The sequence below is a fragment of the Sphingomonas sp. genome (assembly GCF_031426035.1).
Classification (GTDB): Bacteria; Pseudomonadota; Alphaproteobacteria; order Sphingomonadales; family Sphingomonadaceae; genus Sphingomicrobium.
In genome coordinates this window covers 1-19,410 of record NZ_JANPKO010000029.1, presented here as the reverse complement: position 1 = coordinate 19,410, position 19,410 = coordinate 1, and the positions used below count along the sequence as shown (strand labels likewise).

Annotated in this window: 12 protein-coding genes; 1 reads left to right on the top strand and 11 read right to left on the bottom strand. The window is 68.6% G+C overall.

Annotated elements, in window-relative coordinates; translation table 11 throughout:
• From secA to addA, 3 genes are all read right to left on the bottom strand, one after another.
• The coding region (secA, locus tag RMP08_RS01835; protein WP_310467258.1) for a preprotein translocase subunit SecA at positions 1–1,668 on the bottom strand (1,668 nt) is incomplete at its 3' end.
• Between the two features lie 126 nt (positions 1,669–1,794).
• The gene (gene trxA, locus RMP08_RS01830) at positions 1,795–2,115 is read right to left on the bottom strand and encodes a thioredoxin TrxA (RefSeq protein WP_310467257.1); all 321 of its coding nucleotides are present in this window, start codon (positions 2,113–2,115) and stop codon (positions 1,795–1,797) included.
• A gap of 57 nt (positions 2,116–2,172) precedes the next feature.
• Positions 2,173–5,577 (bottom strand): double-strand break repair helicase AddA, encoded by a 3,405-nt coding sequence (gene addA, locus RMP08_RS01825; protein ID WP_310467256.1) that lies wholly within the window; start codon positions 5,575–5,577, stop codon positions 2,173–2,175.
• A gap of 71 nt (positions 5,578–5,648) precedes the next feature.
• On the opposite strand from addA, the gene RMP08_RS01820 reads away from it, so the two are divergent.
• A complete protein-coding gene (locus RMP08_RS01820) occupies positions 5,649–5,795 on the top strand; it encodes a hypothetical protein (RefSeq protein ID WP_310467255.1) in 147 nt (48 codons plus the stop codon).
• Positions 5,796–5,806: 11 nt separating this feature from the next.
• Here RMP08_RS01820 and addB read toward each other — a convergent pair whose 3' ends face one another.
• From addB to RMP08_RS01780, 8 genes are all read right to left on the bottom strand, one after another.
• Positions 5,807–8,716 carry a double-strand break repair protein AddB gene (addB, locus tag RMP08_RS01815; protein WP_310467254.1) on the bottom strand — a complete coding sequence of 970 codons (2,910 nt, stop codon included), beginning with the start codon at positions 8,714–8,716 and terminating at the stop codon, positions 5,807–5,809.
• Positions 8,709–9,470 (bottom strand): nucleotidyltransferase family protein, encoded by a 762-nt coding sequence (locus tag RMP08_RS01810; RefSeq protein WP_310467253.1) that lies wholly within the window; start codon positions 9,468–9,470, stop codon positions 8,709–8,711. The genes addB and RMP08_RS01810 overlap by 8 nt, the downstream gene beginning before the upstream one ends.
• Positions 9,467–10,453, bottom strand: a complete 987-nt coding sequence (locus RMP08_RS01805) for a phosphotransferase (RefSeq protein WP_310467259.1) — start codon at positions 10,451–10,453, stop codon at positions 9,467–9,469. Before RMP08_RS01805 ends, RMP08_RS01810 begins: the two co-directional genes overlap by 4 nt.
• Positions 10,450–10,890, bottom strand: coding sequence for a tRNA (adenosine(37)-N6)-threonylcarbamoyltransferase complex ATPase subunit type 1 TsaE (gene tsaE / locus RMP08_RS01800; RefSeq protein WP_310467252.1), 441 nt, complete (start codon positions 10,888–10,890; stop codon positions 10,450–10,452). The genes RMP08_RS01805 and tsaE overlap by 4 nt, the downstream gene beginning before the upstream one ends.
• On the bottom strand, positions 10,887–13,244 hold the full coding sequence (locus tag RMP08_RS01795) for a PAS-domain containing protein (RefSeq protein WP_310467251.1): 2,358 nt from the start codon (positions 13,242–13,244) through the stop codon (positions 10,887–10,889). The genes tsaE and RMP08_RS01795 overlap by 4 nt, the downstream gene beginning before the upstream one ends.
• A 167-nt stretch (positions 13,245–13,411) precedes the next feature.
• Complete coding sequence (locus RMP08_RS01790) at positions 13,412–16,594, bottom strand: TonB-dependent receptor (protein WP_310467250.1); 3,183 nt, start codon at positions 16,592–16,594, stop codon at positions 13,412–13,414.
• Positions 16,595–16,747: 153 nt separating this feature from the next.
• Positions 16,748–18,520, bottom strand: a complete 1,773-nt coding sequence (locus tag RMP08_RS01785) for a sulfotransferase (protein WP_310467249.1) — start codon at positions 18,518–18,520, stop codon at positions 16,748–16,750.
• Between the two features lie 2 nt (positions 18,521–18,522).
• On the bottom strand, positions 18,523–19,410 hold an 888-nt coding region (locus RMP08_RS01780), incomplete at its 5' end, for an adenosylhomocysteinase (RefSeq protein WP_310467248.1).

Sequence of the window (19,410 nt, the reverse complement as noted above, 5' to 3'; positions counted from 1 at the left end):
CTCGTGGCGCTCGGTGCCGAGCACGAACAACCCGCCCGCTTCGAGCACGAGGCGCTTCTGCTCGGCGACTTCGGCCTTGATCCGCGCGATCTCGCTGTCGCGCTTGGCGCCCTCGGGCAGTTCGGCAAGCTCGTCCTCGATGCGGAAATCGACATTGCCGCCCAGTTGGATGTCGGTGCCACGGCCGGCCATGTTGGTGGCGATGGTCACCGCGCCGATCGCGCCGGCCTGGGCGACGATATGCGCTTCCTTCTCGTGGAAGCGGGCATTGAGGACTTCGTGGCGGATGCCTTCCTTGGCGAGGAATTCCGACAGCATCTCCGATTTCTCGATCGACACCGTGCCGACCAGCACCGGCTGGCCCTTGTCCTGCCGCGCCTTGATCTCCTTGGCGATGGCGGCGAACTTGTCGGTGATGTTCTTGTAGAATTCGTCGTCGTCGTCCTCGCGCAGCACTTCGACGTGGGTCGGGATCGACACCACGTTCATCTTGTAGATGTCGAAGAACTCGGGCGCCTCGGTCAACGCGGTGCCGGTCATGCCCGACAACTTGGGGTACATGCGGAAATAGTTCTGGAAGGTGATCGAGGCGAGGGTCTGGTTCTCGGGCTCGATCTGCACTTGCTCCTTGGCCTCGACCGCCTGGTGCAGCCCGTCCGACCAGCGCCGCCCGTCCATCATGCGGCCGGTAAACTCATCGATGATGATGATTTTGCCGTCCTTGATGATGTAGTCGATGTCCTTCTTGAACATGACGTTGGCCTTGAGGGCCTGGTTCAAGTGGTGGACCGCCTGGGTGTTGACGATGTCGTACAGGTTGCGGCCCTCGATCAGGCCGGCTTCCTCGAGCATCCGCTCGGCTTTCTCGGTGCCGTCCTCGGTGAGGACGACGCTCTTCTGCTTCTCGTCGAGCTCGTAATCGTCGGGGCCGAAGGTCTTCACCACTGCGTCGACCGACATGTACAGCTCGGACTTGTCGTCGGTCGGGCCGGAGATGATCAGCGGCGTGCGCGCCTCGTCGATGAGGATCGAGTCGACCTCGTCGACGATCGCGAAATTGAACGGCCGCTGGGTCATCGCATCGCGCGAATATTTCATGTTGTCGCGGAGGTAATCGAAGCCGAGCTCGATGTTGGTCGCGTAGGTGATGTCGGAGTTGTACGCCTCGCGCCGCTGCTCGTCGCTGAGGTTGGGGACGATCACCCCGACCGACAGGCCGAGGAACTTGTAGATCTGCCCCATCCATTCGGCGTCGCGGCGGGCAAGGTAATCGTTGACGGTGACGACGTGGACGCCCTTGCCGGGCAGCGCGTTGAGATACACCGCGAGCGTGGCGACCAGGGTCTTGCCCTCGCCGGTCTTCATCTCGGCGATCTCGCCGCGGTGGAGTGCGATACCGCCGATCAGCTGGACGTCGTAGTGACGCTGCCCGAGCGTGCGCTTGGCCGCCTCGCGCACGGTGGCGAACGCTTCGGGCAGCAGGTCATCGAGGGTCGAGCCGTTGTCGAGGCGGCGCCGGAACAGGTCGGTCTGGCCGCGCAGTTCGTCGTCGGTCAGCGACGAGATGGTCGGCTCGAAGCCGTTGACCGCGTCGACATATTTGCCGAGGCTCCGGACATAGCGGTCGTTTGCCGATCCGAAGATGCTCTTGGCCAGTGCGGCGAACATGAAATTCCCTTAAATGGCGGAGCGCGCGCTAGGTGGGCGTCCGCCTCGCCCGCGCGCGGGCTATGCGGGCCGCGATGTAGGCAGCGGCCCGGTTTTAGTCAATTGAAGCGGAGTGCGTCGAAGCGCCTAGATATTGCCCTCGATCCACTGCTGGATCTGGCTGCGGGGGGCGGCGCCGACCTTCTGCGCGACCGGCTGGCCGTCCTTGAACAGCAACATGGTGGGGATGCCGCGCACGCCATAGCGGCCCGGCGTGTCGGGATTCTCGTCGATATTCAGTTTGGCGATGGTCACCTTGTCGCCCATCTCGGTCGCGATCTCCTCGAGCGCCGGGGCGATCATCCGGCACGGGCCGCACCATTCGGCCCAGAAGTCGACCAGCACCGGGCCCGAGGCCCCGAGCACGTCGGTTGCAAAGCTTTGGTCGGTGACGCTCTTGGTAGCCATGGCGGGAATTACTCCATCAGTCGGTTGCGGCTCATATGGGGGCGCTCGCGGCGCGGCTCAACCGCCGAGCATAAACAGCCGCGGCGCGGCGGTGTAGAGCAGCGCCGCATTGATCGGCCGCCCGGGGAAAATCACCGCCAGCGCCGCGGCGTAAGCGGCCATCTGGGCGCGGTGCGAGGCCGAGATCGCGGCGGCGTCGGCGGGCACGCGGCCGGTCTTGTAGTCGATCACCGAGATTGCCTCGGGCGTGACCAGCAAGCGGTCGACGGTGCCGGCAATCACCCGCCCGTCGGGCAAGGTCGCGGCGAGCGGCGCCTCGGCCAGCGAGCCGGGGCCGAACAATTCGGCGAACTGCGGGTCGGCAAGGGTCGCGCACACCGAGCCGACCAGCGCCGCGCGCTCGGCGGCGTCGGCGATCCCCGCCGATTGCGCGAGCCAGCGCTGGCCAGCCTCCTGGCGCTGCTCCGGCGCGACCCCCGGCAGGCGCTCGAACAAAGCGTGGATCAGCGTGCCCCGTTTGGCAGCGGCGCGCTGCTCGGGGCTCGGCGCCGGCGCGGACTCGCGGTCCTCGGCGAGCGCCGACGGCGCGAGGGGCTGCGGCGGGCGGCTTTCGACCGGCGCCATTGTCCTCGCCCAGGTCGGCACGGCGATCGGCGCGAGCGGACGGCGCGGCGACTTGGCGGCCGGCGCCGGCGCGGTGACGTCGCCGCGGTAGCTGAGCACACCGTCTGGGTCCGCCTCTGCACCCAGCGCCGCCAGGGCGCGCTCGACCCGCATGTGCCAGCTATTGTCGGCGCGCTTGCCGCTACGCAGCGTGCCCGCCACCACCAGCCGCTCGCTGGCGCGGGTCAGCGCGACGTAGAGCAGCCGCCAATGCTCCTCGAGGTCGGCCGCCGCACGCTCCGCCATTACAGTCGCGAATGGCTCGACCCGCTCGTCCTTGCGCGGGCGGATCAGCGGCGCGGTGCCGACCCCGGGGATCGGCAGCGAAATGCTGCGCGCGACCCCGCCGACCTTGGCCGGGTCGGCGGTGGCGTCGGCTAGGATCACCACCGGCGCCTCGAGCCCCTTGGCCCCGTGCACCGTCATCACCCGCACCGCATTGCCGGGCGCCGAGGGATCGCGCTGGATCTCGACGTCGCCACGCGCGAACCAGGCGAGAAAACGCTCCAGCGACGGCACTTCGGCGCGTTCGAACTCGAGCGCGCTCGACAGCAATTCGTCGATCGGATCGCGCGCGGCGAGGCCGAGCCGCGAATAAAGCTTGCGGCGGCCACCCATCGGCCCCGACAAAATCGTCTCGAGAAACCGCGCCGGGGTGGTGAAATCGGCTAGTCCCAGCAGCGCGCCGAGCGCGTCGTGCGCGGCGGTAAACTCGGGGCGCTCCCCCGCTCGCTCGCGCAGCGCGCGCCACAGCGGCACCTTGCCGCGATCGAACGCGAGGTCGAACAGGGTCTGCTGGTCCCACCCGATCAGCGGCGAGACGAGCAGAGTGCCGAGGTTCAAATCGTCGAGCGGCTGCACCGCGAACGCCACCGCGGCGAGCAGGTCGCGCACCGCGAACGGCTTCGACAGATGGAGTCGGTCGATCCCCGCCACCGGCACCCCCGCCGCGAACAATCGCGCGACGATCAGCGAAGCGAGCTCGCCGCGGCTGCGGACCAGGATCAGGACGTCGCCGGGGGTCAGCGGGCGCCGCGTCGAGGCGAGCACCGGCGCCGCGTCGACCCAGCGGCGGACCTCCTCGGCGAGCCGGGCCCCAAAAGCGCGGTCGGCGTCGTCGATCCACCCCTCCTCGCCGTCGTCGCCTTCGGCGGAATCCTCGACCACGAACGGCGGCCACAGCTCGACCACCCCGGGCCGCGCGGCGAAATGCGCGCGGTGCGGGTTGGGCGGCTCTGGCAGCCCCATTGCATGAAAACCGACTTCGCCGACCACCGCGTCGACCACGTCGAGCACCGCCTGCGCCGAGCGGAAACTGGCGTCGATCGACAGGTCGCGGAACTCGAGCGCCAGCGCCGTGCCGTCGTCGGCCTCGTCCTCGGCCTCGCGCAACGCCGCCGCGCGCTCGCGCACCAGCCGCCGCATGCGGTCGAACTCGCGCGGGTCGGTGCCCTGGAAGCCGTAGATCGCCTGCTTGAAGTCGCCGACCATGAACAAGGTGCGGTGACGCCGCTCGGCCTCGCTCGACCCGGAAAAGAATTCGGCGGCGAGCGCGTCGATGATCGCCCATTGGTCGACATTGGTGTCCTGCGCCTCGTCGACCAATATGTGGTCGGTGCGGCGGTCGAGCTTGTAGCGCACCCATTCGCCCATCCCGGGCGCGGCGAGCAGGCGCCGCGTCCACGCGATGAGGTCGTCGAAATCGGCGACCCCGGCGCTGCGCTTGGCCGAGGCATAAGCGGCGGAGAACGCCTGCCCGGCGCGCAGGCCAGCGGCCATGTCGCATGCTAGCCGAGCGCCGGTCTGAATCCGCAGCAAATCGGCAACCGCCTCGCCTAGCCGCTCGGCGTGGCGCTCGTAATCGGGATCGGCCTTCAATTGCCCCGCCGACACTTTGCGCAGCGTGCCGGTGCCGGTGAACACCACCAGCGCCAATTCGGGCAAGGCCGCCGCGCGCGCCGCCGCGTCGAGCCCGAGCCATTGCTCGACCGCCGCCACCGCTTTGTCGCCAGTCGCGGTGCCCCACGACCGGTTGGCCGCGGCGATCGCGTGGAGTAGGTCGCAGTCGAAGCGGTCGTCGGCGCAGTGCATCGCGAGATAATCGTCGAGCGCGCCCTCGGGCAGGCCCATCAATTCGCGCAGCCTGGCCTCGATGCCGCCCGGCGCGCCGAGCGCGGCAAGCGCGTCATGCGCCCGCGCGCATTGCATCAGATATTTGACCGCATCCTGCTCACCGAGGCGCAGGCTGAGGCATTGAACATCGCCGATGAGCGCTTCATTGCCCCCGGCCTCGGCGTCGGCGAGCAATTCGGCGAGGGTGGCGTGGGCCAATTCCTGCTCGGCGCGTCCCTCGAGCGGCTTAAACCCCGGCGCGATGTCCGCCTCCGCGGGAAACGCCGCGAGCAGCGCCTGGGCGAACGCATGGATGGTCTGGATGCGCAGGCCGCCGGGCGCCTCGAGCACGGTCGCGAACAGCCGCCGCGCGCGCTGCAGCATCGCCGGGTGGTTGCGCTCGCCAAGATTGATCAGCTCAGCCCGCAATTCCTGGTCGGGCAGCCGCACCCACGACGCCAGCCGCGCGCCGATACGGTTGGCCATCTCCGCCGCGCCGGCCTTGGTAAAGGTCAGGCACAGGATGGTTTCGGGCGGCACTCCGGCGAGCAGCAGCCGCAGCACGCGCGCGGTCAGCACCTGGGTCTTGCCGGTCCCCGCCGAGGCCGACAGCGCGGCGTGGACGCGCGGATCGGCGGCCTCGGCCTGGTCGCCGCGCAGCTCGGGCAAGGGTTTGAGGCGCTGCACGCTCACGCCCGCGCTTCCCATCGCGCGGGCAAGGCCATAGAAAGAAGGTGGAACAGCGAACGGGACGGACGATGAGCGACGACGACCAGGCCGACACCCCCGACGAGCAGCGCCGCGCCAAACTGGTCAAGGCTGGGGTCGCGGTCGGCATCGGCTCGGCGGCGATCGTCGCGGCCTTGCTGTACGCCTCGTCGGTCAAGAAACCGTCCAAGAAATAGGCTGCGCGCGGTCATTCGCGGCCGTACCATTCTTCCAGCCGCATCAACTGGTCATAGTCGCCGTAGGGCGCGTAGGCCGGGTTGAGTTTGGCGGTGAACGGCTCGTCGCCGGTCAGCCATTTGCGCGCCGCCTCCTCGAACTGCGCCTGGGCGTGGGCGAGGAAGCCCGCAGCATCGCCAAGGTCGGGCGAGCTGCACTTGCCGAAGCTGTCGCCATGCTTGGTCAGCGACCAATATTCGTGGGCATGGGGCTCGCCCTTGTCGGCGAACCCGCTGGCGCGCGCGATCAGCCCGAGCAGCCCGAGCTGGAGCGCGAACCCCTCGTCGACCGCTTTCTGCCTGGGCGCCTTGCCGGTCTTGTAATCGACGATCGCAAGGCCGCCGTTGGCGAGCCGGTCAAGGCGGTCGGCCTTGCCGTGCACGGTCACGCCATCGATGACCGTCTCGCCCTGGGCCTCGGCGGCGAGCGGGAGCCGCCCGACGGCCTGGTTGGCGGTCTCCTGCCCGACCACCCATTTGATCGCCTCGTCCAGCCGCGGCTGCCACAGCGCCCGAAGCATCGGGTGGATCGAGCCGTCGGAGAGCAAGGCGCGAGCGCGGGGTAGCAATTTTGTGGGGTCGCAATTGTCCTCGGCCAGCCATCGCTCAAGCACTTCGTGCACCGCGCTGCCCTTCCACGCCGCGCTGTGCTCGGCGTCGATCGGGTCGAGGCTGCGCAGCCCGAGCATCGCTTGCGCGTAGAACGCGAACGGGTCGGCCTTGAGGCGGTCGACCGCGGTCACCGAAATGCGCTTGGGGCGGACAGTCGCGGGCGGCGCAGGGCGCGGGCGGTGCGCGGGCTGCGGCACGCCGGGGTCGTCGAGCGCGAGCGCGAGGCGCTCAAGGCGAATGTCCCGCGCCAGCCCGCCGGTCATCGCGCGCAGCCGCAGCCACAGCCGCGAAGCGACCGTCGGCGCGCGATTGTCGCGGCGCGCGCGGGTGATCAGCACCTGCCGGGCACCGAGCGCACTAGCAAAGTCATGCGCCGCGAGGCCGGTGCGGAAGTCTAGGCCGGGCAGCTTGAGGTTGGCGCGGATCCTGGGCGCCAGCCACGGATCGGGCGCGGGCAGCGCCGGCCACACCCCCTCGTTGAGCCCGCCCAGCACCATCAGGTCGGCCTGCTGCAGCCGCGCCTCGAGCAGGCCCCAGATGAACACCCGCGGATGGCCGCCGTAGGGCGGGCGCACGCTGTGCCGCTCGAGTAATTGGCGCAGCATCGGCACCTGGTCGGCGCTCGCCACCGGCAGCGCCGCCGCGGGCTTGTCCTGGAGCTCGAGCAGCAGGTCGGCGGTCATCCGCCCGTCCGCGCCGCGCCACGCGCGCTCGCCGGCGACCGCGCTGGCCGAGGCGGCCAGATGCTGCGCGAAGCCGGCAAGCGTCACCGGCCTGGCGCCGATCCCGGCGATTGAGCTGCGCACGCGCTGCCACGCGGCGAGGCAGCCGCGATACTGCCGCTCGTCGCCCTTGGCCGCGAAATGCGCGTCGAGGCCGGCCAGCCCCGCCGCCGGGCGCGGGCCGCGCAGCGCGAGGTCGAGCAGGCGCACCGCGTCGAGCCAAATGCGCCGCTGCTCGTCCTCCCCACCGACTAGCGGGTGCTTGAGCAGCGCCAGCAACGGCACAGGCGCGAAATCCTCGGCAGCGGCGGCGGCGATCGCCAGCAACAGGGTTCCGGCGGCAGTCTGAGACAATGCCTGCCCGGCGCTGTCGTCGGCCGCGATTCCCCAGCGCTGGAGCAAGGCCGAAACACGCGTTGCGAGCAGCCGGTCGGGGGTCACCAGCGCCGCAGTGAGCCCGGGCGTCTCGATCGCCTCGCGCAACGCCAGCGCGATGGTTTGCGCCTCGGCGGCGGGATCGGCGAGCTCGGCCGCGCGGACCCCGCCCAGCCGCCGCTCGATCGGCTTGAGCGCGCTCCATTTGTCGCTGAAATCGGCGGCGGTCATGGCGTGCGCGACCGCCCGCCCGCGCACTGCCGGCGCGCCGCCGCGGCCCCCTGCCCGCCAGCGCATCACCTCGCCGCGCGCGACCCCCATGCGGTCGAGCAATTGCTTCAGATGGAATTGGGGGTGGGTCTCGTCGGCACGCCCGGCATCGTCGGGGCCAAGCGCGTCCCACTCGGCGTCGGGCATGACGTCGGCGAGGCTGATCCCGGGCAGCACCACCAGCCCGTCGGGCAGATCGGCGACTCGGCGCAGAAGCCGCGCGACCGCCGGGGCGGCGGTGGTAATCCCGGCGGCGACGGTGAAGCCCGGCGGCGGGGCATCGCGCCAGCGCTCGGCAAGGCGGCGCAGCAAGCGGTTGCGGCGGTCGGCGAGGTCGATCCGGCCCATTTCGCCGAGGCGGCGCGGCCACAGATCGAGAATCGCGCGCAGCCGGTCGAGCGACACCTGCCAGTGCCCGGCCAGCTCGGACGCGTTGGCTGCAGCATCGGCCAGTCGGCCCGGCTCGACCTCCTCGATCAGCACCGCGTCGAGGGTGCGCGCGAGGTCGGCGGCAAGGCGCAGCGCTTCGGCCGCGCTCGTCTCGTCGCCGCGCACCAGCTCGGCCAGCACCAGCAGCCGCTCGAGCGGGTCGACCGCCGGCGGCACCGGGTCGGGATCGCCGGCGGGGTCGAGCGCGCCGCCGATGCGGTCGTCGAGCTCGGGGTCGCCGATCGGGATCAGCCGCGGCAGCAGCAGCCCCGACCCGCTGGCGCGCACGAATGCCTCGTTCAGCGTGCGCTTGGCGCGATTGTTGGGGAGCAGAATGCGCCCCGCCGCGAGCACGAGCGGGTCGCCGCGGGTGCGCGCGATCAGCCCGGCGGCAAGCGCGTCGGCGAACGAGCGGTGGGGCGGGATGGTGAAGACCTGCGGTGCCCGCGGACGGGCGGGCAGGTCGTCAGCCATTGGCGAGCACCGCCTCGGTCGCGGCAATCGATTCGGGCGTGCCGACATCGAACCACAGCCCTTGGTGGACCGCGCCGAAGCAGCGCGCGGCCTTGATCGCGCGGTCCCACAGGATGTTGGTCGAGAACGGCCCTTCGGGCGCGTCCGCGAGCAGGCGCTTGGACAGCATCTGCACCCCGGTGAACACGAACGGCGCGACATGGCTGCGCGCGCGGCGGCGCAGGCGGCCGCTGCGGTCCATGTGGAAATCACCCTGCCCGCGATGGTTCTGCGCGCGCGCCTGCGGGACCAGCAGCAGCAGCGCGTCCATGCGCTTGTCGTCCCACTGCGAGGCGAGCAGCTTCAAGGTGTCGGCGGGGCCGTCGACCCACAAATTGTCGCTGTTGACCGCGAGGAACGGGTCGCAGCCGATCAGCGGCGCCGCCTTGACCAGCCCGCCGCCGGTTTCGAGCAGAACATCGCGCTCGTCCGAGATGATCACGTCGAGCCCGTCGCTGCGGTTGGCGAGGTGCGCCTCCAATGCGTCGGGCAAATAATGGACGTTGACCACCACCTGCTTGACGCCCGCCGTGCGCAGGCGGTCGAGGACGTGGTCGAGCAGCGGCTTGCCGGCGACCTCGACCAGCGGCTTGGGGCGGGTCGCGGTGAGCGGGCGCATGCGCTTGCCGAGGCCCGCCGCCATCACCATCGCGGTTCCCGGCACGTCGGCATCGATGTCGGCGCGGATACGCAGCGAGCGTTGGGCAACCGTCATTCGAGTTCCTTCCACGCCGCGGCGCGCGCTTCGCCGGGCACATTGGCATCGAACCACGCGCGCACCGGCGCCAGTTCGGGCCGCGCGAGGTCGCGCTCGACCAAGCCCCACATGCGCGGCTGGAACGCGCGGTAGTGCGGCTTGCCGTCGCGCTTCCACAACCGTGTAAACACACCAAGGATGCGCGTGTTGCGCTGCGCCGCAAGCGCCCAGTAAGCGCGCTCGAACGATTCCCCCTGCCCAGTCGCCGCAACGTAGCGGTCGATCATCGCCCGTTCGAGCGCCGCCGGCACGTCCCGGCGCGCATCCTCGAGGACCGAGGCGAGGTCGTAGGCGGGGTGGCCAGCAACCGCGTCCTGGAAATCGAGCAGGCCGAACTGGCCAATGCCGCTGCGCCCTTCGACCAGCATGACGTTTTCGGCATGGTAGTCGCGTAGCACGGTGACCGGGCCGAGGCCGTCCGCCGCGACCGGCTCGAGCACCTCGCGCCACGCCGCGAGGAAGCCCGTGGCATCGACCTCGACCTCGAGAGCGAGGCAATACCAGTCGGTGAACAGCGCCACTTCCTCGAGCCACTGGCCGAGCCCGTGGCCGCGCTGGCCGGCCATCGGCGGGTGGCGGTGGAGGTGAACCAGGACGTCGGTCGCCAAGCCGTAAAGATCGCGTTCGCGCTGGGGTGCGGCATCAAGCGTTTCGCGCAGCCGCGCATCGCCGAAATCGTCGAGCAATAGCAGGCCACGGTCGAGGTCTCGGGCGAGGATTTCGGGTGCGCTCAGGCCGACCGAGGCGAGCCACTCGGCGACCGCCACAAACGGGCGCGGGTCCTCGTGCGGCGGCGGAGCATCCATCAGCACCGCCTGGCGGCCGTCATCAACGACCCGGAAGTAGCGCCGGAACGAGGCGTCGCCGGCGAGCGGCTCGATGCGCGCGCCGGCCCAACCGTTGGCAGCGAGAAACTGCGGCGCGGCAGCGGGCGGAGTCATGGTTGCGGCGGCCATCGCCCTTCCCATGGCGGGGGGACCTCGGCTGTCAAGCGCCGAGCGCCGCCTGCAACGAATTCGAGCGACAGGCGGAGCGCATGCGGCCATGCCGCGGGTCCGGCTCGCTCGGGCCATTCGACCAGCAGCGCCGCCGCGGTGGCGGCGTCATCGAGGCCGAGCTCGGCCAGTTCGGACGAATGCTCGACCCGGAACAGGTCGACGTGGAGAACGGGCGGATCGAGCGCTTCGTACGGCTGGACGATCGCAAAGCTCGGGCTCGGGACCTCGCCGGCGTGGCCGAGCGCGGCGAGCAACGCGCGCACCAACGTGGTCTTGCCAACTCCGAGCGGCCCCGTCAGCGCAATCACGTCGCTCGCCCCAAGCAGCCCCGCCAGGCGCGCGCCCAACGCGGCGGTGGCGGCCTCGTCGGCAAGAATCATTTGGAGCCGCGCGGGATGGTCAGCGTGACCGTGGTGCCCTTGCCACGCTTCGACTTCAAATCGACCGTCCCACCATGCGCCTCGATGAACTGGCGGGTCAGCGGCAAACCCAGACCGAGCGCCGCCTCGCCCCGCACGCCCGCTTCGATGATCCGATCGAAGCGGTTGAAAACACGTGGCAGATCCTTGGGCGAGATGCCCGACCCATCGTCGCTGATGCGGATCAGCGCGGCCGCCGCGTCGCCCTCCCCCGCCAGCGCGATGTGACCGCCCTTGTCGGTGTAGGCGATGGCATTGCCCAGCACGTGCTCGACCGATTCGCGCAGGCGCCGCGCGTCGCCGAACACATGGCCGAGCTCCGGCGCCAAGGAGAGCTTGAGTTTCTGCCCCTTTTCCTCCGCCCGCCCGCGCACCGTCTCGACCGCCATGCGGCACAGCCCGGCAAGGTCGACGCGCTCATGCTCGAGGGTCAGCTGGCGGGTGTCGGCCTGGGTCAAATCGAGCACGTCGTCGATCAACTTGGACAATCGCCCGACCGATTCGATGATGGCCTGGACATAATCGGCCGCGGTCGGCGCCAGCTTGCCCGCGTAGCCGGCGGCGAGCATCTCCGCGAACCCGCCGATCGAGGTCAGCGGCGTGCGCAGCTCGTAGCTCATGTTGGCGACGAAGTCGGTCTTGACCCGGTCGGCCTGCTCGAGCGCGGTGGCGCGCTCGCGCAGCGCTTCCTCGATGCGCGTCGAATCGGTCACGTCGACCATCGTGAACAAGGCGTTCCCGTCGGGCAGCGGGACCGCCGCGAACTCGAAGTGGCGGCCATCGGTCTGCGACAGGCGCCCGCTCGCCGACTGCCGCTCGCTGGTGGTGTGGCGGACCATCTCGCGGATTTGCGCAGCGGCGGTCGGGTTGACCAGCTTGCGCGCCATTGCCGGCACCAGCTCGTCGACCCGAGGATGCTCCGTCAGCCACTCCTCGTCGAGTTCCCACACTTTGCAGAAGCGGCGATTCCATAGGGTCAGGCGGCCGTCGCTGGCGAACACGCTGATCGCCTCGAACAAATTGTCGAAGGTCGCCGCGCGGACGCGGAGCAATGTGTCGCGGGCCGACGCCAGGCGTACCTGTTCGGTGCGGTCCTCGAGGAACAGGCGCAGGCCGCCGTCAGGGAGCGGCTGAGCGACGACCCGCACATGGTCGCCGTTGGCCAGCATCCACTCCTCCTCGGCGACCTGGCCGGCGTTTAGGAACCAGGCGCGATGCTCTTCCTTCCACAACGGGAAATCGCGCACCTCGGGCAGGCGGTGATTCTCGCGCATACGCTCGAGCAGGCGGTCGAACTCGGGGCCCTCGGCGAGCCATTCGGGATCGATCTGGACCATCGCCGCGAACGGCTGGTTGAAGAACGTCAGGGTGCGGTCCGCGTCGAACAGCGCGGTCCCCGCGGTCATGCGGTCGGCCAGCTCGCGCTGCGACTGGACGTAGCGCGCAAGCTCCGCTCGAGCCTCCTCAAGGTCCTGGATGTCGACCGCGAAGCCGGCCACCGCGCCGGTCGGCAAGGGCACGTTTACGATGCGCAGCATGCGCCGTTCGCCGCGGATGGTGACCGGCTGGGTGTGGACGTGCGGCTGGCCGCTTTCGAGCGCTGCGGCGGCCACCGCCTTGGCGCTGTCGTCGCCCGGCGCATCGACCAGTTCGTTGGAGCGCGAGATGACGTCGGCGGCGTCGCGCCCCTCGACCGCCTCGACGAATGCGCTGTTGACCAGGCCCAAGCTGAGATCGGGACCGCGGTACCACATCGGGAACGGCGCTGCCTCGATCAGGTGGGTGAGCGCATCGAGCGCGCTTTCGGTCTGGCGCAGGCGCAGCGCGAGATCCGCGCGCGCGGACTCGGCCCCGCTGGTGTCGGACAGCCACAACAGCATGGTGCCAACCGGCTCGGGCTCGGGCGCGAGGCCGCCGCGCACCTCGAGCACGCGCGACGAGCCGGCAATGCGCACCTGGCGCGAGATCCGCGCTCCGCCCAACGCCGCCATTCTGAGATCGCCCGCGAGCACTTCGAGATCCTCGGCAACAATGCCGCGTTCTTCGCCAGCCAGCTCGGGGAATGTGCGCGGAGCGGCGTCAAGACCGAGCTCGCGCAGCAGCCGGGCGTCGACCTCGAGGACGCCGTCGGGGCGCACGACGAGCGGCCTCGCCGGCGCCAGATCGAGCAAAGTAGCGAGGTTCCGGGCCGATGCGATGACGGCATTGGCGGTGCGCAGGCGGCGCGCGGCGAGCACGGCGACCGCTGCCGCGATGAATATCCACAGGGCGGCGACGCCGAGGGCGAGCAGGCTCGTTCCCGACAGCTCCCCCATCCCTTCAGTTCCCCCGCGCCATGGGTCCCGGCGGCGACGCCGGCTTGCTCGCCCTAGTCATACGCGGTGCGCCCGCTGCGCCTAGAGAAAAAGCGTATCCGCGCGGAAGGCGCAAAAAAAGGGCGGGATTGCTCCCGCCCTTTTGAAGTCTGTCGCAAGTGCGACGGTTAGAAGGTCTTGGTGATGTTCAAGAACACCGAGCGACCGATGTAGTCGTACGGACCGCCACCGAACGAGTTGCCGATGCGGAAGTACTGGCCGGCGGTGTCGAGCGAGTCGCTGATCGTCGGCGGCTTCTCGTTGAACAAGTTGCTGATGCCGAGCGTGATCTGCCCAACATTGCGCCACTTGTACTGCACCGAAATGCCATGCTCGAAATACTTCTCGGCATCGAGGTCGGTTTCGACCAACTGGCCACCGATGAAGGTATCTTCGACCAGCTTGTCCGCGCTGGCCGGGCCGACGTACTCGACGCCCCAGCGGAAGGTCAGCGGACCCGTGATGAAGCGGGTGTCGAGGCTGCCGGTCCACTTCGGACCCGAGCCGAAGCCCGGATAGCCCAGCGTGCCGTTGTAGTCGAACAGGCCGGCGCCGTCGAAGATCTCCAGGCCCTGCTCAAGCATGCGAGTTGCCTGCAACTGGGTCTGGAAACGACCGCCGAACAAAGGCGTGGCATAGCGGGCATTGAAATCGATGCCCTTGGTGGTCTGCCGCGACACGTTGAGGAACGGATTGTCCAGGGTGGTCAGCGCACCAGGGCGGACCCCGTCCGGACCCTCGCGGGGGCCGATGAACTGGCAATAGACGTTGTCCGGGAAGTCATCCGCACCGTAGCAGAGGTTGAGGATGGTGTTGCCGAGCGACGTGACTTCGTCCTCAACCAAGATGTTGAAGTAGTCGACCGCCAAGGTGAAGTCGGCGATTTCCGCCGGCATGGTGAAGACGGCGCCGAGGCCCCAGCTCTTCGCATGCTCGGCTTCGAGGTTGCCCGCCCCGCCACGCGTGGTCACTTCGATGCTGCCGGTGTTGACGAAGCCAAGCGCTTCGTTCGCCGGGGTCGCCGGATCGTCGAGGATCGGCGTCAGGACGGCGAGGCAGTTGTCGAACGTCGCGTTGCCCGGCTCGAGGTTGACGCCGAAGCCGTTGCACGGATCGAGCGAGCCGCCGTAGAAACCGGTCTGGTCGGCGACGAACTGCTCGTACAGGTTCGGCGCGCGGAAGTTGGTGCCGTAGCTGGCGCGGAAGCGCAGCATTTCGACCGGCGCCCACTGGCCATTGAGGCGGTAGGTGAAGTCCGAGCCGTAGGACTTGTAGTCGGTGTAGCGCCCGGACGCCGCGAACTCGAGGCTGTGGAAGAATGGACGTTCCGACAGGATCGGAATGTTGACCTCGCCGAACACCTCCTTGACGTTGTCCTTGCCGCGCGTGCGGCCGGCACCGGCGCGGTTGTACAGCTCGCCAGCGATCGCCGCCGGGGACGGACGGTCATCGATCTTGTCGGCGCGATACTCGAACCCAACCGCGGCCTTAACCGCACCGGCCGGCAAGTTCATCAGGGTACCGTCGAAGATCAGCGACAGCGTGTCCTGGTTGAACGACGTCTTGTTGATGTTATCCTGATAGAGATAGTCGAACACGGCGTTGGGCAGGTCGCCGCCGATCAGGATGTTCGGGTCGAAATAGTTGAGCGGAGCGCAGGTGCCGCCGTTGTAGGCGCCGCCCGTGACGTTGCCCGCGCAGGTGTAGCCGATACCGGCGCCAGCCTGGCCCGGAAGAGCGGTCACGATGTACTGCGACGGCGTTCCGGCCGGCGCGACGACCGGGGAGAACACATCGCTGACGCGGCCGATGGTCGGATTGGGAACGTTGGCTTTGGCGCGGGTGCGGGATACCTGGCCGTTGAGGTCGTAGCGCCAATCACCCATGCCGACATCGCCGCGAATGCCGACGTTGCCACGGAAAAAGTCGATCCGCTGCGTTTCAACCTGAAGCTGGTCGGGGAGAATGAAGGGCGCAAAATAGTTGATCCCGGCGTCGCCGAAAGCATTCGCGAAGAATGGGTTGCAATATTCGGCGCCGATCGCATCGGCGCACGGCACGCCGTAGAAATTGCCGCCGTAGAACGCGCCTTCATAGTTCAGCTGACTGGTCGACAGGCTGAGCTGGACGGCGCCCTGCTGGCGGGATTTGCGGCGCGTAAACAAGCCTTCGCCGTAGACTTCGGCGTCGCCGAGCGCACCGATCTCGTATGCGCCGTTGACATAGGCCGTGTACGTCTTGATCGGCGACACGACGTGGCTTTCGAGCTGCGTCGCGGGCGGCGAAGGCCGCAAGTTGTTATTGTTGACGATAACCGGCGCGCCGATCGTCGGGTTGTCGGTGGTATAGCCGGGGAAAGTGACGCGGCCGAAGAACGGGAAGCCGAACGTGCTGTCACCGAACGCCAGGCCGTAGCCGCTGGCGATGCCGCTACCGCCGCCGCGTTGGAACTGGAAGCAGCGCAGATTGCCGGTGGCGGGATCGAGCTGACCGATTTCCTCGCCGTTCTGATAGAGCAGTGCGCGCGGGCATTCCCACTCGCTCTGGTCGCCGATGCGAATGCCGTTGAGCTGACGATATTCGAACGAGGCGGTGATGTGGCCGCGGTCGAACGTCTTACCGGCGGTAATCGAGCCGCGATAAGTGCGGCCGGCGCTGTTCGAATTCTCGATGTCCATCGGGATGTTGGCGAAGGCGTCAATGGTGATGCCGTCGATCTTGGTGTCGGTGATGACGTTGATAACGCCGGCGATGGCGTCCGAACCGTAGATCGCCGAGGCGCCCTCGCGCAGCACTTCGATGCGCTGGACGATCGCCGCCGGGAGGACGTTGAGGTCGGCTGCGACGAGCTGGTTGCCGACGCCGGCCGGAGCCAGGCGGCGGCCATTGAGCAGGACCAGGGTGCGCTGCGAGCCGAGGCCGCGCAGGCCGACGGTGTTGGCTGCGGCGCCGCCTTCCGACACGAAGCCGAGGAAGCCGCCGCTGATCTGCGAGGTGCCCGAGGTGATCGTCGCGCTCTGCAGGGTTTCGGCGGTCGAGGTGGTGCCGGCCAGCACGCTGTCGTCACGGGTGACGATGGTGACCGGCGACGGGGTGTTGAAATTGTCGCGGCGGATGCGCGAACCGGTGACCACGATGTCGCCTTCCTGCGCGGCCTGGCCAGCCGCGTTAGTCGGCTCGCTGGTCGGCGGCACGGCCTCGCCCTCAGCGGTCTTCTCCGGGGTCGATTCGACCGGGGCGCCGGTCTGCGCAAACGCAGGCGATGTGGCCAGCGCGGCCAGCGATACGGTGGACAGTGCAAAGGTGGTCATGCGGCGCATAGGTGCGGTTCCCTGGGAGTGGGTGAAAATCCGAGGGGTTAACTGGCCGAACGAGGTTAAAAATAAAACTTCTTTTAGCGGCCCGGCGTTAGTTGCGCGCAGCCTGTAACATTAAAGCCACATTGGCGGTTGTCCGCGGAAGTTTCAATCGCGCCAATCGCTTACGAGCCCGCCCAAACCCTGCTTGAGCTCGTCCAGCCACGGCTCGTAGTTGCTCCAGCGACCGATGCCGGCGCGGTTGATCGGCTGGCGCACTTGCTCCGAGCTGGGGGTCAGGATCGCCCGCTCGGTTTCGAAAAAACGCAGGCATGCGGGCTCGAACTCGAGGCCGAGATAGTCGAGCAGGCGGCGCACTTCGGGCTCGAGATCGTCGACCAGGTCTTCGTAGATGATGCGGTGGACACGGCCGGGCAGCACGGCGTCGATGTGGCGCATCAGGCGAACGTAATTGCGGTAGTATTCCGCGATGTCCGACTGGCCGTAGCTGAAGCTGCCGCCGGACCGGTAGTGCTGGACGTAGTTGGCGAAGCCGCAGTCGAGCGGGTGGCGGCGGACGTCTATGATGCGGGCGTTGGGCAGCATGGTCGCGATCAGGCAGACCTGGCGCCAGTTGGTCGGGTTCTTGTCGGTGAAATGCAGGCGGGTGGTGCGGCGGTGGGTGGCGGCCAGCTCGATGTAGCGTTCGCCGAGCGCCGCGGCCTCGGCGGCGGAGAGGGCCTCCACCGTGCGCGGGGTGTCGGGATGGAGCCGCGCCATTTCGGCGCCGAGCTGCGCGACGATGTACAACTCCTCGGTCGCTTCGACCTGGGAGTGTGACGACAGGATCTGCTCGACCAGGGTCGAGCCCGAGCGCGGCATGCCGAGGATGAAGATCGGTGCCGGCGAGCGGTGGCCCCACCCTGCCCGCTGCTCGAAGAAGGCCGGCGTGAAGATGTCGATCGCGGCGTCGACCGACTGGGTGACCGCTTCGGCGCTATGCGGCAGCGATTCCCGCCGCAGAGCATTGCCCTCGACCAAATGCTCCGCGGCGCGAGCATAGTCGCGATGATCGTCGAGCGCCTTGGACAGCGCGAAGTGGATGTCGGTCGCGGCCACCGGGCTGATCGCGGGCAGCGCCAGCGCAGCTTCCATATGCTCGAGGTCGAAGCGGAAGAAGCGTGCGCGCTTCATGTTGGCCAGCCCCCACCAAGCCGGGCCGCAGGCGCGGTCGATGGCGAACGCGGTGCGATAGGCGGCGACGGCCTCGCCGAACCGGCCCACCGTCTTGAGCAGGAAACCGAGGTTGACCCACGCATAGGCGCTGCCGGGATAAGCGGCGAGCACGCTGCGCAGGCTGGCCTCGCCCTGCTCGAGCCGGCGGACTTGGACTTCGACGGCGGCCTTGAACGACAGGCTGACTTCGTTGGTCGGATCGAGGGTAAGCGCCTTGTCGAACGCGGCGATGGCGTCATCGACCTGGTCCGGCCGGTCCTCCGCGAGCGATTTCTGGTAGCTCGCCTGGCCCAGCGCCGCCCAGATCTCGGCACTGGCCGGGTCGACTTCGAGGGCGTGGCGCAAAATTCGTAGTGCATCCGCCGGGAATCCGCACTGCATGGCGATTTGCGCCATCAGGCGGATCGCCGGCACGTCATCGGGAACGTTCCGCAAGTGCATCCGCAGCGCGATTTCGGCGGCCTCGTCCTGCCCGGTCGAGAGCAGCCGCACCGCTTCGCGCACCGGCGGCGTCAGGTTGAGCGGAGCAGTTCGCGGAACCGCCAGCGAAGCGGCGAACTCGCGCACCACCTGGTCGAGCAAGCGGGCGGCGGCCTCATCCTCGGGATGCGCCGCAACCAGCGCCCGCGCCAGCTCCGCTCCGCGCGCGGGATCGGTGCGCGAAACGTCCTCGACCGCGGCGGGGCTGAGCGTGTCGCTCGCCATGATCAGTAGCGGTAGTGGTCTGGCTTGAACGGACCTTGCGGCGTGACGCCGATGTAGGCGGCCTGCTTGTCCGACAAGGTGGTGAGCTTGACGCCCAATTTGTCGAGGTGGAGCGCGGCTACCTTTTCGTCGAGGTGCTTGGGCAGGACGTAGACATCGTTGCCGTACTTGTCGCCGCCGGTCCACAGCTCGATCTGCGCCAGCACCTGGTTGGTGAAGCTCGACGACATCACGAAGCTGGGGTGGCCAGTGGCGTTGCCGAGGTTGACCAGGCGGCCCTTGGACAGGACGATGATCTTCTTGCCATCGGGGAACTCGACCTCGTCGACCTGCGGCTTGATCTCGGTCCATTTGAAATTGGCCAGCGCGTTGATCTGGATCTCGCTGTCGAAGTGGCCGATGTTGCAGACGATCGCCATGTTCTTCATCGCGCGCATGTGGTCGACGGTGATGACGTCCATGTTGCCGGTGGCGGTGACGAAGATGTCGGCGCGGGTCACGGCCTCTTCCATCCGCACCACTTCGAAGCCCTCCATCGCCGCCTGGAGCGCGCAGATCGGGTCGACCTCGGTGACCAGCACGCGCGCGCCGCCATTGCGTAAGCTGGCGGCCGAGCCCTTGCCGACATCGCCGAAGCCGGCGACGCAGGCGACCTTGCCGGCGAGCATGACGTCGGTGGCGCGGCGGATGGCGTCGACCAGGCTCTCCTTGCAGCCGTAAAGGTTGTCGAACTTGGACTTGGTCACGCTGTCGTTGACGTTGATCGCGGGGAACGGCAGCTTGCCCTGCTTCGAAAGCTCATACAGGCGGTGGACGCCGGTGGTGGTTTCCTCCGACACGCCCTTGATGTTCTCGACGGTCTTGGTGAGGTAGCCCGGGCGCTCCTTGAG

Bases quoted from the DNA above. Each gene is read 5' to 3' on its own strand.
- trxA (WP_310467257.1), bottom strand. From the start codon at position 2,115: ATGGCTACCAAGAGCGTCACCGACCAAAGCTTTGCAACCGACGTGCTC.
- RMP08_RS01820 (WP_310467255.1), top strand. From the start codon at position 5,649: ATGAGCGACGACGACCAGGCCGACACCCCCGACGAGCAGCGCCGCGCC.
- addB (WP_310467254.1), bottom strand. From the start codon at position 8,716: ATGGCTGACGACCTGCCCGCCCGTCCGCGGGCACCGCAGGTCTTCACC.
- RMP08_RS01810 (WP_310467253.1), bottom strand. From the start codon at position 9,470: ATGACGGTTGCCCAACGCTCGCTGCGTATCCGCGCCGACATCGATGCC.
- RMP08_RS01805 (WP_310467259.1), bottom strand. From the start codon at position 10,453: ATGACTCCGCCCGCTGCCGCGCCGCAGTTTCTCGCTGCCAACGGTTGG.
- tsaE (WP_310467252.1), bottom strand. From the start codon at position 10,890: ATGATTCTTGCCGACGAGGCCGCCACCGCCGCGTTGGGCGCGCGCCTG.
- RMP08_RS01795 (WP_310467251.1), bottom strand. From the start codon at position 13,244: ATGGGGGAGCTGTCGGGAACGAGCCTGCTCGCCCTCGGCGTCGCCGCC.
- RMP08_RS01790 (WP_310467250.1), bottom strand. From the start codon at position 16,594: ATGACCACCTTTGCACTGTCCACCGTATCGCTGGCCGCGCTGGCCACA.
- RMP08_RS01785 (WP_310467249.1), bottom strand. From the start codon at position 18,520: ATGGCGAGCGACACGCTCAGCCCCGCCGCGGTCGAGGACGTTTCGCGC.